The 13890-nt window shown below is 41.1% G+C and carries 12 protein-coding genes; 2 read left to right on the top strand and 10 right to left on the bottom strand.

Going from position 1 to position 13890, the window contains the following annotated elements:
- Positions 1-7: 7 nt before the first annotated feature.
- The 5 genes from CWC29_RS20855 to CWC29_RS20835 form a co-directional block, all read right to left on the bottom strand.
- Positions 8-496 (bottom strand): hypothetical protein, encoded by a 489-nt coding sequence (locus tag CWC29_RS20855; RefSeq protein ID WP_128727492.1) that lies wholly within the window; start codon positions 494-496, stop codon positions 8-10.
- Positions 496-1134, bottom strand: coding sequence for a glycine zipper family protein (locus CWC29_RS20850; RefSeq protein ID WP_167815462.1), 639 nt, complete (start codon positions 1132-1134; stop codon positions 496-498). Before CWC29_RS20850 ends, CWC29_RS20855 begins: the two co-directional genes overlap by 1 nt.
- On the bottom strand, positions 1124-3259 hold the full coding sequence (locus CWC29_RS20845; protein WP_128727494.1) for a hypothetical protein: 2136 nt from the start codon (positions 3257-3259) through the stop codon (positions 1124-1126). Before CWC29_RS20845 ends, CWC29_RS20850 begins: the two co-directional genes overlap by 11 nt.
- Positions 3252-5453 carry a hypothetical protein gene (locus tag CWC29_RS20840; RefSeq protein WP_128727495.1) on the bottom strand — a complete coding sequence of 734 codons (2202 nt, stop codon included), beginning with the start codon at positions 5451-5453 and terminating at the stop codon, positions 3252-3254. Before CWC29_RS20840 ends, CWC29_RS20845 begins: the two co-directional genes overlap by 8 nt.
- A 148-nt stretch (positions 5454-5601) precedes the next feature.
- Positions 5602-6030, bottom strand: a complete 429-nt coding sequence (locus tag CWC29_RS20835; RefSeq protein WP_128727496.1) for a hypothetical protein — start codon at positions 6028-6030, stop codon at positions 5602-5604.
- A 391-nt stretch (positions 6031-6421) separates the two neighbouring features.
- On the opposite strand from CWC29_RS20835, the gene CWC29_RS20830 reads away from it, so the two are divergent.
- A complete protein-coding gene (locus tag CWC29_RS20830) occupies positions 6422-7498 on the top strand; it encodes a hypothetical protein (protein ID WP_128727497.1) in 1077 nt (358 codons plus the stop codon).
- A 502-nt stretch (positions 7499-8000) separates the two neighbouring features.
- On the top strand, positions 8001-8777 hold the full coding sequence (locus tag CWC29_RS20825) for a 2OG-Fe dioxygenase family protein (protein WP_161568694.1): 777 nt from the start codon (positions 8001-8003) through the stop codon (positions 8775-8777).
- Positions 8778-8853: 76 nt separating this feature from the next.
- On the opposite strand, the gene CWC29_RS20820 is transcribed toward CWC29_RS20825, so the two are convergent.
- From CWC29_RS20820 to CWC29_RS20800, 5 genes are all read right to left on the bottom strand, one after another.
- A complete protein-coding gene (locus tag CWC29_RS20820; RefSeq protein WP_138523412.1) occupies positions 8854-9921 on the bottom strand; it encodes a ChuX/HutX family heme-like substrate-binding protein in 1068 nt (355 codons plus the stop codon).
- A 9-nt stretch (positions 9922-9930) separates the two neighbouring features.
- Positions 9931-12048, bottom strand: a complete 2118-nt coding sequence (locus tag CWC29_RS20815) for a TonB-dependent receptor domain-containing protein (protein ID WP_138523414.1) — start codon at positions 12046-12048, stop codon at positions 9931-9933.
- Between the two features lie 151 nt (positions 12049-12199).
- Complete coding sequence (locus CWC29_RS20810) at positions 12200-12607, bottom strand: biopolymer transporter ExbD (RefSeq protein ID WP_069021332.1); 408 nt, start codon at positions 12605-12607, stop codon at positions 12200-12202.
- Entirely contained in the window at positions 12600-13103 is a 504-nt protein-coding gene (locus CWC29_RS20805) for a MotA/TolQ/ExbB proton channel family protein (RefSeq protein WP_045963679.1), read from the bottom strand. The genes CWC29_RS20810 and CWC29_RS20805 overlap by 8 nt, the downstream gene beginning before the upstream one ends.
- A gap of 14 nt (positions 13104-13117) precedes the next feature.
- Positions 13118-13858, bottom strand: a complete 741-nt coding sequence (locus tag CWC29_RS20800) for an energy transducer TonB (protein ID WP_128727501.1) — start codon at positions 13856-13858, stop codon at positions 13118-13120.
- Between the last annotated feature and the right edge of the window lie 32 nt (positions 13859-13890).

The following is a 13890-nucleotide window of genomic DNA, read 5'->3' as shown; positions in this document are numbered from 1 at the left end:
ACATTACTCAAAGTATCATATCTATTTCTTGTGCTAGTGATTCAAGCTCACTCTCTAGCTGGTTTAGCATTTGCTGTTGTCGTGATTCGCTTGCCGCTTCTTGAAATTGTCTCAAGACCTCCTCTCGACTCAGACCGAGCCATGGGTAGCGTGTTTTCAGCTGGCTAATTTTTGTCTGATTAATACGCTCAAGACCTTTGTATGTTTCTATCTTACCCAGCAACGCATCATGGCTTGCAATTAAAGCGTTTAACTTCTCACTTTGTATTACTATCAACTGCGTTAGTTGTACCTTGTCACTTTCAAGCTCTTGATTTTCTTCTTCAATCGCATTCATTTGAGCTTCGATATCCACTACCCTTCGGTTTAGCTGTGCCTGTCGTTGCTTTGCTTTTTCTTCGCTCCATCCATACAGCCCACCAGTTGTTGGATCACCTGTCGTCTCACAACCTGATAGCAAAGACAAAAACAAGCAATATATAACCCGCTTCAGCATTAGTATAATTTCCGTCTATCTAATGAAGCTAGCTGGGCTTGCATGAGTTCTAGCTCGTTCTTTTCAGCAAGAAGTTGTTGAATAACCGTTTCACTATGTGAGGCTAATTGTACAGAAACTGTTTCTCTTTCTTGTGCCAGCACATCCTTTTGGTACTGAATTTCTTCAGTCAATATCTCGACTAACTTAGCTGACTTGGAAACCGCTTTAGACAAGCTATCTTTTTGCGTTTCTAAGCCACTATACTCAGCACTGCGTTTTTGAGACTCTGCCTCAATGCTTTCTAACTGAGCGGTATAACCTTCTATTTCCAAATGAATTTTTTCTCTTTCATTTTTTGCTGCGATAAGTTTCTCTTGTGCCCCTTTAATCACATCTTGCATATATAACTCAGTATTAGCGTAATCCTGCTTCTTCTTAACCACACTCTTGGTATAAAGATCACCGGCAACAGCACCAATCAATGCACCAATCATAGCGGCTTGCTTATTGTCACCTAACACCAAACCAAGCGCACCACCAATGAGCGCACCTGTCGATGCTCCCTCAGCTCGAGTTTTAGTGTCGTCAGTCATTGCACACCCGGATAGCAAAGCTGTCATGATTGAAGCAGCAACAAGGTTTTTCCTACTTTTCATCGTTCGTTTCCCACTGGTTATTGGATTTAGTAAGTACATCAGCTAATTCTTCGATATCGCTCGAGGCATGGCTGTTAGGGGCAGGTAGTAGCTCTTCTATGGTCGACTCTTTAGTATTTAAATGACGGTAATCATTTTCGATACGCTCTTTTTCTTCTAGTAAGTCCTCAAAATCATCGCTGTCGCGCAGGAAACTCAACCTTCTTTCTGTAACTTCGTCTGCCAGCTTTTGCTTTTCGTCTTTGCTTTGTTTTAAATCAACTAAACGCTGCTCTAAACGCATACTATCGACATCGGCAATTGATTTGAGCTTACGATCTCGACTATCAAGCTGCGCTTGGATCAGGCTTTCGTCTTTAATTTCTAGTCTTTCAATCAGTAGATCCATTCCTCGACTGCGCCTCAACAGAGCCGATACCTCACTGAGTAATTCATCTTGTAACTTTGCGTTATATTCACGTTTGTTTACCCAAAGCGTAATGGAAGGGATAAGTAATGTTGATGCCTTGAAAAGCCTAATAACTTCCTGTTTTATATCTTCTAGTTCATTCTCAATCGCCAATTTTTTACAGACTCTATCGTCATTCCCTTTAAGGGCTGTGTTGGTATGACGCTCAGGAGAATCGATTCGGTAACCAAAGTCCCATTTTTCAAACGTTTCCCAACTATGTTCACCACCGGCATCACTGACGACTAGACCGAGCACTTCAAATGCGCCACTGAATGAATACTCGGCACCAATCCCGTCTTGTCCACCAAAAAAATGCTTAAATTGGATTGGTATTTTTTTACCTCTTAGCTCTTCAAGCCTCATGGCATCTTCAGATTCAACTGCCATTAGTGACTTAATACTTACCACCAAGCCATGCTGTTCACTTAATCGTTTGCCAATTTCACCTTCAAGTTGAGGCCGAATTAATTCTTCAAACTGACTTAATGCTTTGTAATGATTAAACTTGTCATTCAACATCACTTCTTTGCAAATGTCGTGTACTAGTACTTTTATTCTGTCGAGAATTTGTGCTTGCGTTATCGCTAACAAATCAATCTGATTGTCGTTTTCACTACTTGCAAATAAGTGACGATATTTTTCAAACTCTCCTTCTTTCGCCTTAACTTCCATGCGAATATTTAACCTTACACGGCTACCAAACATCCCCGTTTTAAATGCGCCATCTTCTTTATCAAACGTGAGCATCAACCCATTCAATAACCTCAGCGGAGCAATGTTTGGTAATGTATGAAATGAATTAAGTTCATAACCAATTGCGGTAGCTTGTTGCTTAACACTATTTTTAACCTGATCGGAGATAGAGACGTCTTGACTCGTTGCCGTTTTGAAGTTGCTCAGCAAATCCATTTCAGATTTGCCCAAAATATGCTGACGGATTGCTCTATCAATACCCGCTTTCATGTGTGCTACCACCCCCTCGATATCGCTAATTTCAGACTTGCGATAGGCTTGGTAGTTATTCAATGTCATTTGACATTCGGACGTTACTTCTAAGCCCGTTTCTTTAATCTTGGTACTATATTTAAATTCGGCATATCGCTCTGGTGCGTTACGCAGTGTGAAGCCAATATTAAAATCCATTCCTTTTAATTCTTGCTGCATTTGCTCGCACACCGACGTGTTTAATTCACTGCTTTCTCCACGCTGTAGCTCTAGCTGATAAAACTCATCTAATAAGTTGCTATTTTGTGAGTCCAAACATTTCTTATACATTTTCGACATGCAGTGATGCAGGTGCTTATCTATTAAATTAAATAATCCTTTTTCCGGCGTACCGGACATACTTAAGATTTCGACTAACTTATGCGCTTCAGTTTGATCTGTAATTTTAAGCTGAAAAGTAGCATAAAACTCTAGTGCAATCTCACTTGCACCTTCATGCCATTCAAATGGAATTTTGCTAATGACGATTGGTTTTGTATGAGATTTAACAAAGAAATATTCATAATTTTTCTTATTAAATAAATCAGATAGCAAACCTTGCTTGGTTACGATTTGGTTGGTTTTCTTATTCCAAGTGACAACAAATCCCTCTCCATGAACTCTCGGATTGTGAAAGTTAGTATCGACTTTTCTGATTAAGTTGCTCAAATTAGAGACGCTTTCATGCATGGTAGGATTCTCTTCTAGGTTTTTTAAATTGTTTAATAGCTTCGCTTAACACGCCTTTTTTTAGCTTTAGTAGCATCCTCAGCTTTTTATCTGCTCTACAATCTCTGTACTGCGCTAACGCCTTATCTCGCTGAATTCTTAAATCCGCTTTAATTTGCTCGTACTGTTTTCTGGTGCAAGCAATGGCAAACAATTGATTCAATCGTTTGAATTTTTCATCCAACTCTGTAAGCATCATGTCGTAATGCTCATATGCGCTTTCATCGGTGACATATTGCGCTTGGATCAGCGTCTGTTTTATATAAATTGATGCAGTTAAAAATGCAGTGATATTTCTCTTCTTTAAACTTTCATTCAAACTAGGCATCGCGAGCAATTGGTAAATTAACTCTTCCGCTCCCTCTTCAAAAATTAACGTAATCAAGTAAGAGGTTGCCTTATCGTCAAGTTGATTATTTCCTTCTAACACACGGTGCATAAGACTAAAAACAAAAATTCTTACAATCATTAAAGTTAAAACACACTGTTCACTATCAGAAAGTATACTTTTTAGTATTTTTAATAAATGAGATGCATCACTATATAAATAGCCAGAAAAATAGTAACGAAGCACCGCAAAACTAGGGCACTTTTTACCCTTATCCAACCCAAGCTCATAGCTTTTAGAAAATATATACTCCAATGACAAAACTTCAGACTCACTTTCAAATTCAATTGAGTAGGCTAGAGTATTAAACAAAAAATAGAGGTGATTTTTGAAATCACATACCACCTCTTTAAGCTTATTTTCATAGGTTGATTTAAATGCAGGCACCCAGTTTTCAATATGAATTTCCAAGTCTGAAATAGATATTAAATCTTTCTCTTTCTTTTCCACTTGTCCTAGTAGTTGATAAATAAATTCATCGATGGCCGACTTAAATCTATCTTGATAAGAAAGCGCCCTAACAAATGAAATAAAATGAATTATTTTTGAATCTTGGCACTGACGATAACGCTCAAATATCTTTAATAGATAATCACTGCTTACAGTCATTACCCCAGCTTCAGAAAGCTTTAAGTAGAGATAGGCAAGGTCTGAAAAAAGTGCATCTATGTCAAGGAGTTCGTTTGTTATATCCTGATCAAAAATGACTTCCTCAATAATTGGCGAGAGTACAGCTAGTTGGAATGGATTGTTTGTAAGCAACTTTTCTCGATATACGCTTGCCTGCTTTAGCGAACTTAGCCGGATACAACAAATGTCCAAGCCTGACGATGATGAGAGCTCAAGCCCAGCTAATTTTAAAAACGCATCAGGATCTTGCTGCCAACGAGCATAAGCATGAGTTAACGCTTCTACCCCTTCCCCCATTTCTTTAGCTTGTTTTAATTTATGATCAAATGCCTTAGCAATTGCTGTTTGAAATAACACCAGTGGCATGTTGTTAAACCAACAAGTTAGCGAAATAACTAAACACCCCAACCAATCATCGTTATCTATTGCCGCCGCAGGTAACGGGTCATGTGTAAAGTGAATTGCAGGCTGCCAATAACCTTGCATAGCACTTATAGAGTTGAAACGCAGGTATTCCTGGATCCTTCTAGGACAATCACTATCGCCTTTACTATCCAATACCATAAGCAACGTCGCCTTGCGTGCTTTTAGTTTAGACGTTAGTGCATTTAGGTTTTCACGGGTTTCGATAAAGCGCTCGAAACTTTCTAGGTCTTCTATTGGTTGCCTAATAACATACGCGTGTTGACTTTCTACGTAAGGAAATCTTGATTCTAAGTACTCAGTCATTCGACATGAATTGTGACGTATGTAGTAAGATGATATTTCGGTTTGCTGTAAAGCAGCAGCAATAGCCTCTGAGAGATAAAAGGCATTCTCGTTGTTTTTTTCAATAATCAGCCAGTTGTGACAAATGAGGAAATTGTTAAGTTCGGCTAACTTGACGTCATCTAAAATGACCTCATTACTCGCAATTTTTGGAAACGTTCTTAACTGAAGTGCTTCATACTTCAGTGGTTTCTTATCAGCATTTGAGAAATAGTTATTGACCTGAACATCTCTGTTCCCTTGGATCACAGCTTCTTCAAACGTACTACTATCAAATTGGCTTAGTTGCTGCGGAACATCATTATCATATGCATTGGTTTCGATGCCAATGCTTGAACCAACCTCTGCTTCCTTTGGATCAGCACTCATATAAAATCACTTTTAAAATTTTAAAAACGGGAGCAATTAAGCCTTAAGAGCTTCAAATAGCGAGTACTTCGCTATGAAAGATACAAGCTTCTTAACTAGCTTAAATTTACAGGGTCAAACCACCCCTTATCGGAATTTAAGGCTACCTTTAGTCTTTAGCACCAAAGTTAAGCGTAATGTCCCTATTACCAGTGATGACATTTGGTGCATTCGCCCCGCCGTTAAAGGTGCACCCTTGAAACTGAGTATTGCTTTGCTGTCCATTTTGATTTGTAGGGTCTGAGTGGTGGTTGTTTTGTTGATTTTCTATTCGCTTTTGGTGGTACTCTAGCACTTCTTCAGGCTCAATATTAAGCGCAGTCAATAGATTCTTTAGCTTACTTACCGTCGATGACGAGAGTGGCGCTAAACTGGCTAAGTAGCCTTCTGTCTTATAATTGCGAAGGCTTCTATCACTCATGTAAGCACTGTCTATAACTTGCTGTTCAGATAGTCCTTTCTGATTAATCTTCTCAACAATTAGCTGCCTTAAAGACTCTAATTGCATCTCATCCGCAAAGTTATAAACTTGTTCCATTTCGCGCTCCTTACCCTCAGGCATACCAAAAAATCTCACTTACCGGTCTAAAAACCACATTTATATTACATTTCTATACAATTAAAACATAATTTTCAAATATAATTTCACTTTGTTACCTTAATAATAAATTATGAAAGTCACTAGCCCTTCGGTAACTTGCATCGTTGTGAACTTTACGAAATCTTGCTCAAAAAAAGATAAAAAGCCATTAAAAATCATAACAATAGAAATTATAACCATGTAAAGCAGCATCAAACACTCTTATTTAGCAAGCAAGAATTAGCACTGTTTCCTAGTTCAAACAGGTGCGTCAAGGTAGAAATAACCACCCTTAACGGAGTTTTTAAAAGTCAATAAAGTTAAGGGAAATTAACAAAAGGAGTTTAATATGAAATTTCTACCAATACTGAGTGTTATCGCTTTGTCTAGTTACTCACTCAAATCACAGGCTACCTTCACGCTACCTACTCATGATGCTATGACTAGCGCCCCGGTTAATGCCACCAATTATAAAACCTTTAGCAATACTGATGGCATTATTGGATCCGGTGTTGATGTGTATAAAATCAGTTATAGCAGCGGAGCCGACGATTACGTGATAATTGTTAACTTAGATAAAGGCGGACACCCACTAATAATTAGCTCTGAAAAGCACTCTGCGGCCAAGTCCTGGATGATGGGGGGAAATTCACACCAAGATAGCACCCCATATTATTACTTCAAAGCAGCCAGCGGATACGGATTTCATAATGCTTTAAAAGCTTTAGACACTGATTTGACTCAATCATATGTCGGTTTCACTAACTTAAGTTACTTTGGCCCTGTTAGTTCAAACGTAGGTGAAAAGCGAGGGATATTATTTCCTAACCGCTCACATTCAATTTGGATGGAGGGAGGAGAATTAAAACATTCCTTTTATCATGAAGATTCTGGGTATTACGAGGATAGCATTGACCAAACTTGGCACTACGCTCTTGATAATTTAGCTAAGCTTGAAATCGGTGGCGGTAAAGCATTTGTAGGGCGTGTTGATGAATTTGATGATGTCACTTCCTTCCAACCCAATGATTCACGAGATTATTTTGCAGCATTGACTGACTTTGATAATGCAACATATCGGCGCAGTAATTTAGTATCTTACGCATATGCCTTTACTACCAATCATTTAAGTTCCATAAAAGGATACAACTGCAGCTTTGGAGGTGGTTATCCAAGGGGATTTGTCGGTACAGTTGATGCTGATAACAACCCAGGAAACAAGCATGAAAAGCTAGTCATTCTGGTAAGCCAGTGTCAAAATTATAGATACGCAAAGGATGTGCTAGAGATGTATGGACTCAATATGTCTAACGTCATGACTCTAGACAGTGGAGGTTCTTTAAAGTTGTATCTAAATGATTCGAATAGTAAAAAAATAGATTATGGCCGTACAATTCCTAATATACTTGCATTTTTTGAGGATTAACAAAGTAACCGCTCAATTGTTACTGTAAATAGAAAAATCGCTCTCTACTCAAGTAGTTTTCGTGGATTTATTCAGATTCTACCGATGACTACTTGTTCCTGCTCACTTTTACTCATAGCTTTCCTCCAAAGTGCAAGAGAAAATATACATCCTAGATGTACTAGCCCAAAAGGCTTTCCATTTGTCCTGCCCACAGCCCTTTAAACTATTGAGAAAGCATAGATTAATATTAATTCGAGTTACCCAGCTCAATTAATCTCCACTAAGCTAAAACTGAGTGAGGCATACGGTACAGCAACCATTCGTTCGAACAAGCCCTTCACATTAAAACTCACTATAAAATTCAGTTTTCATTCCGTTTAGATTCCTATCATTTCCTTCAAAATCAATAAATTAAATGCAAATCTATAAACACCAAAACAAATCCGATGAGGTGCATATGAAAAAGCTTATTGAAATTTTTATGAAAACAAATCAAGCAAGTCAGATAGGAGAATCAAAAATGACTAAAACTACATTGTTAAGAAATGGTTTCTGCCAATATTCTTTGCCAAATTTCAACGTTGGTTCAATACAAGATATTGAGTTGTTACTGAAACAGGTGGAACCTGAATTAGGCTTAGATACCTATATTCCATCCGGTCAAAACGCAAGAGGTATCGTGCGTTATACCGTCAAGGACGCTAACACACACCTTATCACTCCCGAGGACCGACAAGGTGGCCAATACTATGTATACGGCTTACCTCAACAACTAAACCCGGACGCAGGGGGTAAACAAAGGTGGTTCAAAGCAATAACACATTGCAGTGACGGTACATTGATTTGCAACCACCCAGTGATCACAGCGCTGACTGAATTTTTGATCCAACATTCAATTTCGGCACCGTCGTACCATATTGAGCATCAGTTTATTGGCTATTATCCGACACCTTACGCGGATTGCTTGGTAACCCCTAATACGCTTCATTTCGACGGGTTAAGTCATCAAACGATTACCTCAATCCTTACGCTGGCCAGAGAAAATGTATCAGGCGGGGAGTTTGTGATAGCTGACGGTATCGCGGTAAACACCCCTATAGATAATGTTAGTACCCAAGATCTTCGGCTCTTTACTGAATTACCGGTGGGGTCAGGAGTGATTATGGACGAGTGTCAACGTGGTACTTCCCGTCCACTGTGCCATAGTGCAATGGCGACAAGAATGGAGAGTGCGCAGCAAAATACCATCTCTAAACGAATAATCTTGGTCTCAGAAGTCACGCCTATTTGGCACTAGAAAATCAAAGGGCTCGTTTATTGAGCCCTTTTCAATATAGCTGGTTGTAAAAGATAGCTTTTCTATAGCTCAGATATTACGCCGCAACCTGTCCTTTGTGGATCAATCGCTCACAGAGGGCTTGCCACTCATTGGTTTGCTTTTTGCCTTCAATGCGGCGGCCAAATAGCGTTAGTACCGTTTCGCGATTGGCATCGAAAAACTCAATAGAGGTAACCACCGTATTGCCGTTATCCGTGGGTTTTCTGACCACGAACGCGCGGATTAGCTCGTCTGCTTTTACATGCAGGTTAAACTCAGGATCTAAGACGTTAAACCAAGGGCCAACTTGCTTGAGGTTTTCAACCTTTCCAGAGAAAATCTGTACCGCACCTGGGTTGCCAACGAATACCATAATCTCTTGCTTAAACGTTTTTGCTTGTTGAAAAATATCAGCAAGTTCAAAGCTCTGTAGCTCAAAGCTCCATGGTGAGCCGACGAGCTCAAGGGCCTGCAACCGTTCAAGGTTGTATGTCTCTAAAAGCTTTGGAAAATGGTGCACATCCTCAAGCTCACTCCACTGACTCCTAAAGTTATCTAGTTGCTCAGCGCTCGGCTGAGTAATTGTAGGCTCCACCAGTTCAAATGGCTTCACGCTAAATGGGCGCTGTGATGTTAGTTGGTAGCGTGCTTTTATATTCACCAGTTCATTAAAGTCCGACTCATTCGTAGTATAAACCTTATGTACCGCACGGCCGTTTTCATCAAAAAATTGAAAGCTCGTGTGGCTTTCAGTTTCGACTAAAAATACGCTTTGCCAACGATACAAAAATAACCGCAAGTCGATACCGCCGGGATTGATTGCAATACCACTCAGTTTGCCATTATTGTCCGAAACATAGAGCTTTTCGTATAACCCTTTAATTTCATTTACCACACTGCCATTACGCGTCAGCGCCATCACTTTACCCAGTTTTTTCAGGCTTTTGAGGATATCGGCAATCTGCGTTTCGTCTAAGCGCGTTACCGTGGCAGTCACCGCTTCTTCCTGTTGAGCATTCAATAACTCGGCTTCACTCACACCAAGTTGCATCGCTGCATCAACGGGCCGCAGTCTTGGCTCACCCGCTAACAAGGTTTTATAGTCTTGAATTAATTGCTTCATGATCTCTCCTTAAAAACGCCAGCTGATCTGGGTTTTAATATTGCGGCCAAAACCGTAATCGCCTATTCCACCACCGGTACCAGCCATCAGTTTGTATTCTTTGTTAAAGACATTATCGACAGCAACTCTTAGATTAAACGCAGCATTAATATCCCAACTCGCGTATAAGTCGGTCAGAATGTAGCTTTTTTGTGTTTGCGTTGAGTATTGTCTTGTTGCACGGTCCATCACCTGCACATCACGATCGCCACGCCTTACTATTTGTGCACCAACTTGAATGGCTTTATCAAATAACGAGGCGCCTAAATCCAAAGCCATTTTGTCTGCAGGCAAATACCATAAAGGCTCGTTGTCTTGATCTTTTCCGTCTATGTCACTGTAAGAAAAGTTGCTGTAAAAGCGCGGTGTTGCAAAGTTTACTTCCAGCTCAATGCCGTCTCTATCATTGCTAGCGCGATTCGCATAACGCGGTGCTGGTACGGGATTGGTCACATTACTGGTGACCGACGTGATTTCATCGTCTACCGAGATATCAAAATAGATAAAACGTGCTGTTAATGTGTCATTGTCAGTGAGTATGTTATTTGCCTGATAGGTCACGCCAACTTCGGTATTGTTGCTATATTCTACGTCTAACGCTAATCCTGGTTGTCTGCCACCATATTGATCGTATAACTCGTCAATAAGTGGTGCTCGGAAACCTTCTTGGCGGTTTGCAAACACCGCCCACTGTGGTGTTAGTTGATAGTTTACACTCAGAGCCCCCGCCCAATCACTGTGTGTCACTTTACTATCTAGTGCTGCAAACATCTGTTGGAATTTAGCCGTTGGTGAAGTGCTATAGCGTTCATAGCGAAGTCCTGCGATCACAGTAAGTTGCTGCCAAGTGAATTCATCTTGGATATACACACCGGAGCGCTTTTGTGTACCACCCGGTTGGGATGTCATCTCGGCTGTCACTTTTGTCGTGCCGTATTGCTCACAGGCGTAGGTCTCGTAGTTGAGTTTTATGCACGGTAATGCGGTCTTTTCACCAATACGCTCTTTGTCGGTATATTGCACGCCATAGGTCAAAGTATGTGAGTCCAATACGCTGGTGTTCATTACATCCAGAGTGGTGATGTTGTATTCATAGTTTGATTCAATACCTATGTAGTCCTCAAGCATGCCGACACCATCAGATTCAGTGACTTGACTACTGGTATAACCGGCCTTAGCGCTTAGGTTGAGATAAGGATTATTCGCAGGGTTGAGTTCATAACTCAGGTTAGTAACGGACTGCTCTACCTCACGGTACACCGTCCCCCATGCGCCCGGATCTGTTGTATTAAACTCGGTTCGCTGGTTATCTGTGGTTTCGGTGTAGCTTGCCCCCACAATGGCATCATCACCTAAAAAATATTCCCCTTTTAACAGAACAGAGCTATTTTCGATTGCCGAGTTGTCCAAAGTTTCATCATTAGAAAGCTCCCAATCATCACTGTCGCGCTTTACCACACCAGCTAGTAAGTCGAGCGAATCATTCGGCCTTGCAAAAGCGATCACAGAGGCATTCTTCTGGGCATTGTTGCTGTCATAACCAAGCTTAATTTTAGCGCCAGCGACTTCACCATCCTGTAAAAAATCAGCGGCGTCTTTTAGCTCAAACTGAACAACACCACCAAGTGCACCGCCCCCATGCAGCACAGTACTCGTGCCTCGTTTAATGCTTATCGAGCGATATAATTCCGGATCAGTGAACAGGCTACCCATGCGATATTTTTCAAAAGTTTGCAGCATGCCATCAATCGTCACCATCACGTCTTCCGCGTCACTAAAACCACGAATATTGAACTTATGTCCAGCCGCTCTTGGCCCACCACTGACAGAAACATTAGGAATGGTATCTAAGGTCTCAAATACACTGCTATCTAATTTGCGCTCTATTTGCTCCGACGAAATAACATTCACCGCTTGTGCCGATTGCAATGCGGTTTTTGCGGTACGCGTTGCCGTGACAGTCACTGCATCTAAGTCTGTTTTTACCACTGTCGACTGAGAAACATCCTCATTGGAAGAAGCAGCAGCTTGTACCCAGGTGGCAGAAGTGGCAAGCGCGATGAAAAGGGTTAATTTAGATAAACGCATAAGAATACTCCGAGTGTCGTTATTTTTTACACGCACTTCAACTTTGCCCCTGATCTTCCCTAGTCCTGTCTTATCTAAACAGGCTCATCCAAGATGAAATGCGATTGTCGCGGCGCAATATAACACACACCAATCTAAATGGTAATTATTTTTATTCGCTTTTAACAATTAAGTTCGCGACTTGAATCTCGAGTGTACTAAGCTGTGCAAAAAGTGATACCAGTGCTTCACTGGGTACTTGTTTATCCACGGCGATATAAATCACCTCTGACTTGTCTAAATGACCAAGCGCTTGTATCAGCGTGTTTTCCGCGCTAAACGGCTGCTCGTCTAAGGCATAGGCTATTTGATCATGATTGAACATGATGCTCACTACCTTAGGTGTTTTTTCCAGTACAACCTCACCATTTTTTCCCGCTGTTGGTAAGTTGACCTCCAAGACGTTGAGTTTTACCGCCACACTGAGCAGCAAAAATACAAGGACGATAAAAAGCACATCGAGTAACGCGGTTAAATCAGCACCTAGGTGCTGAGGTTTGGGTGTCGGCAGCTCAAGCATTATCTGCCTCCACCAAGGTAAATTGGGTATTCATATAAAGCACAAGCTCGCTTTGAAAACGCTCAACCATCGCTTGCAAAACGCCATAAATAAGTAAACATGGCATGGCTATCGCTAGTCCTGCCATAGTTGAATACATAGCTTCCCATAACCCATCCGCTAATAACGCGGGTGTTACAGCTTGCTGAGTTTCGGCAATGGTTTTAAACATTAATACCAGCCCCCAGACAGTGCCAAAGAGTCCCATTAATGGGCTTAGCGTGCCGATAATGCTTAAGATCACTAACCGCTTACGCCACTCAAAAACATACCCTTGTAACCGCAAAGCGCCGACTGCTTTGCTACGAAAAAAGTGAGGTTTACGCTTGATTTCAAGGACGGTAAACCAAGCGCGGCTAAGCACCCAAAGACGCTCTATAATCACCGCAAGCGCAATAACCGACAAACATAAAAATGGCCATTGCATTGGGCCAAGTTGGGAAAACCAGGACTGCATCGTAGTAATACTCTCTAAGAAAGGGAAAATTTAATGGGTACGGTAAACAAGGCTTTTACAGCATTACCGTCACGAAAAACTGGATGAAATCGCCATTGTTCAACGTTCTTGCGAGCAGCTATGTCCAAAGATTGATGGCCACTGCTTTTAACCAAAGTTAACTTCACGATTTCACCTCTTTGATCCAGCTCAATTTCAAAAATAGTCACGCCTTCAAGCCCTCTTCGCTTGGCACGTAATGGGTAGCTAAGCGCAGGTCTTGGTGCTTTGAATAAAGGTAAAGCATCTAATTTAACAGGAGAGTCATCGGTACTATTTGCTTCACTGAGGTGTCTCGCTGAGGCTATTTGCGTTGCTTCTTGCTGCGACGTATTTTCTCGTGTTGAGGTAGGCTCCGTTGCTTCAATAGTTTTTTTATTCTCAGCCACTATGGCTTTATTAAGCTTTTTAGGTTGTGGCCGCTCTTTGGTCTGTTGCTTGGGTTTGGGTACAGGCTTGGCTTTCTGCTCTTGCTTCTGTGGTTTTTTAAGTAGGTGCGTAGTGCCATTAAAATCAGATGGCGCTTGCTCTGCTTCCACTTTTTGAGGCGGCTCTTGGGAAGGTTGCGCCGCAAACGAAATCATGAGTGGTTTGGTGACTTTACTCACTTCATTTGCAGCAACGCCTGAGTGCCACACCAGTGCTGAGCTTGCAGGAAATAACCACCACAAACCATGCAGCAGAGCGGAGACTGTGATGCAGATAATTAATTTCATATTGATAAAGACAAATGATAACTGTTACTATT

This window comes from Pseudoalteromonas galatheae, assembly GCF_005886105.2.
GTDB lineage: Bacteria > Pseudomonadota > Gammaproteobacteria > Enterobacterales > Alteromonadaceae > Pseudoalteromonas > Pseudoalteromonas galatheae.
Note: the sequence above shows the minus strand (reverse complement) of the source record. Positions and strands in the feature narration are given on the sequence as shown.

Bases quoted from the DNA above. Each gene is read 5' to 3' on its own strand.
- CWC29_RS20855 (WP_128727492.1), bottom strand. From the start codon at position 496: ATGCTGAAGCGGGTTATATATTGCTTGTTTTTGTCTTTGCTATCAGGT.
- CWC29_RS20850 (WP_167815462.1), bottom strand. From the start codon at position 1,134: ATGAAAAGTAGGAAAAACCTTGTTGCTGCTTCAATCATGACAGCTTTG.
- CWC29_RS20845 (WP_128727494.1), bottom strand. From the start codon at position 3,259: ATGCATGAAAGCGTCTCTAATTTGAGCAACTTAATCAGAAAAGTCGAT.
- CWC29_RS20840 (WP_128727495.1), bottom strand. From the start codon at position 5,453: ATGAGTGCTGATCCAAAGGAAGCAGAGGTTGGTTCAAGCATTGGCATC.
- CWC29_RS20835 (WP_128727496.1), bottom strand. From the start codon at position 6,030: ATGGAACAAGTTTATAACTTTGCGGATGAGATGCAATTAGAGTCTTTA.
- CWC29_RS20830 (WP_128727497.1), top strand. From the start codon at position 6,422: ATGAAATTTCTACCAATACTGAGTGTTATCGCTTTGTCTAGTTACTCA.
- CWC29_RS20825 (WP_161568694.1), top strand. From the start codon at position 8,001: ATGACTAAAACTACATTGTTAAGAAATGGTTTCTGCCAATATTCTTTG.
- CWC29_RS20820 (WP_138523412.1), bottom strand. From the start codon at position 9,921: ATGAAGCAATTAATTCAAGACTATAAAACCTTGTTAGCGGGTGAGCCA.
- CWC29_RS20815 (WP_138523414.1), bottom strand. From the start codon at position 12,048: ATGCGTTTATCTAAATTAACCCTTTTCATCGCGCTTGCCACTTCTGCC.
- CWC29_RS20810 (WP_069021332.1), bottom strand. From the start codon at position 12,607: ATGCTTGAGCTGCCGACACCCAAACCTCAGCACCTAGGTGCTGATTTA.
- CWC29_RS20805 (WP_045963679.1), bottom strand. From the start codon at position 13,103: ATGCAGTCCTGGTTTTCCCAACTTGGCCCAATGCAATGGCCATTTTTA.
- CWC29_RS20800 (WP_128727501.1), bottom strand. From the start codon at position 13,858: ATGAAATTAATTATCTGCATCACAGTCTCCGCTCTGCTGCATGGTTTG.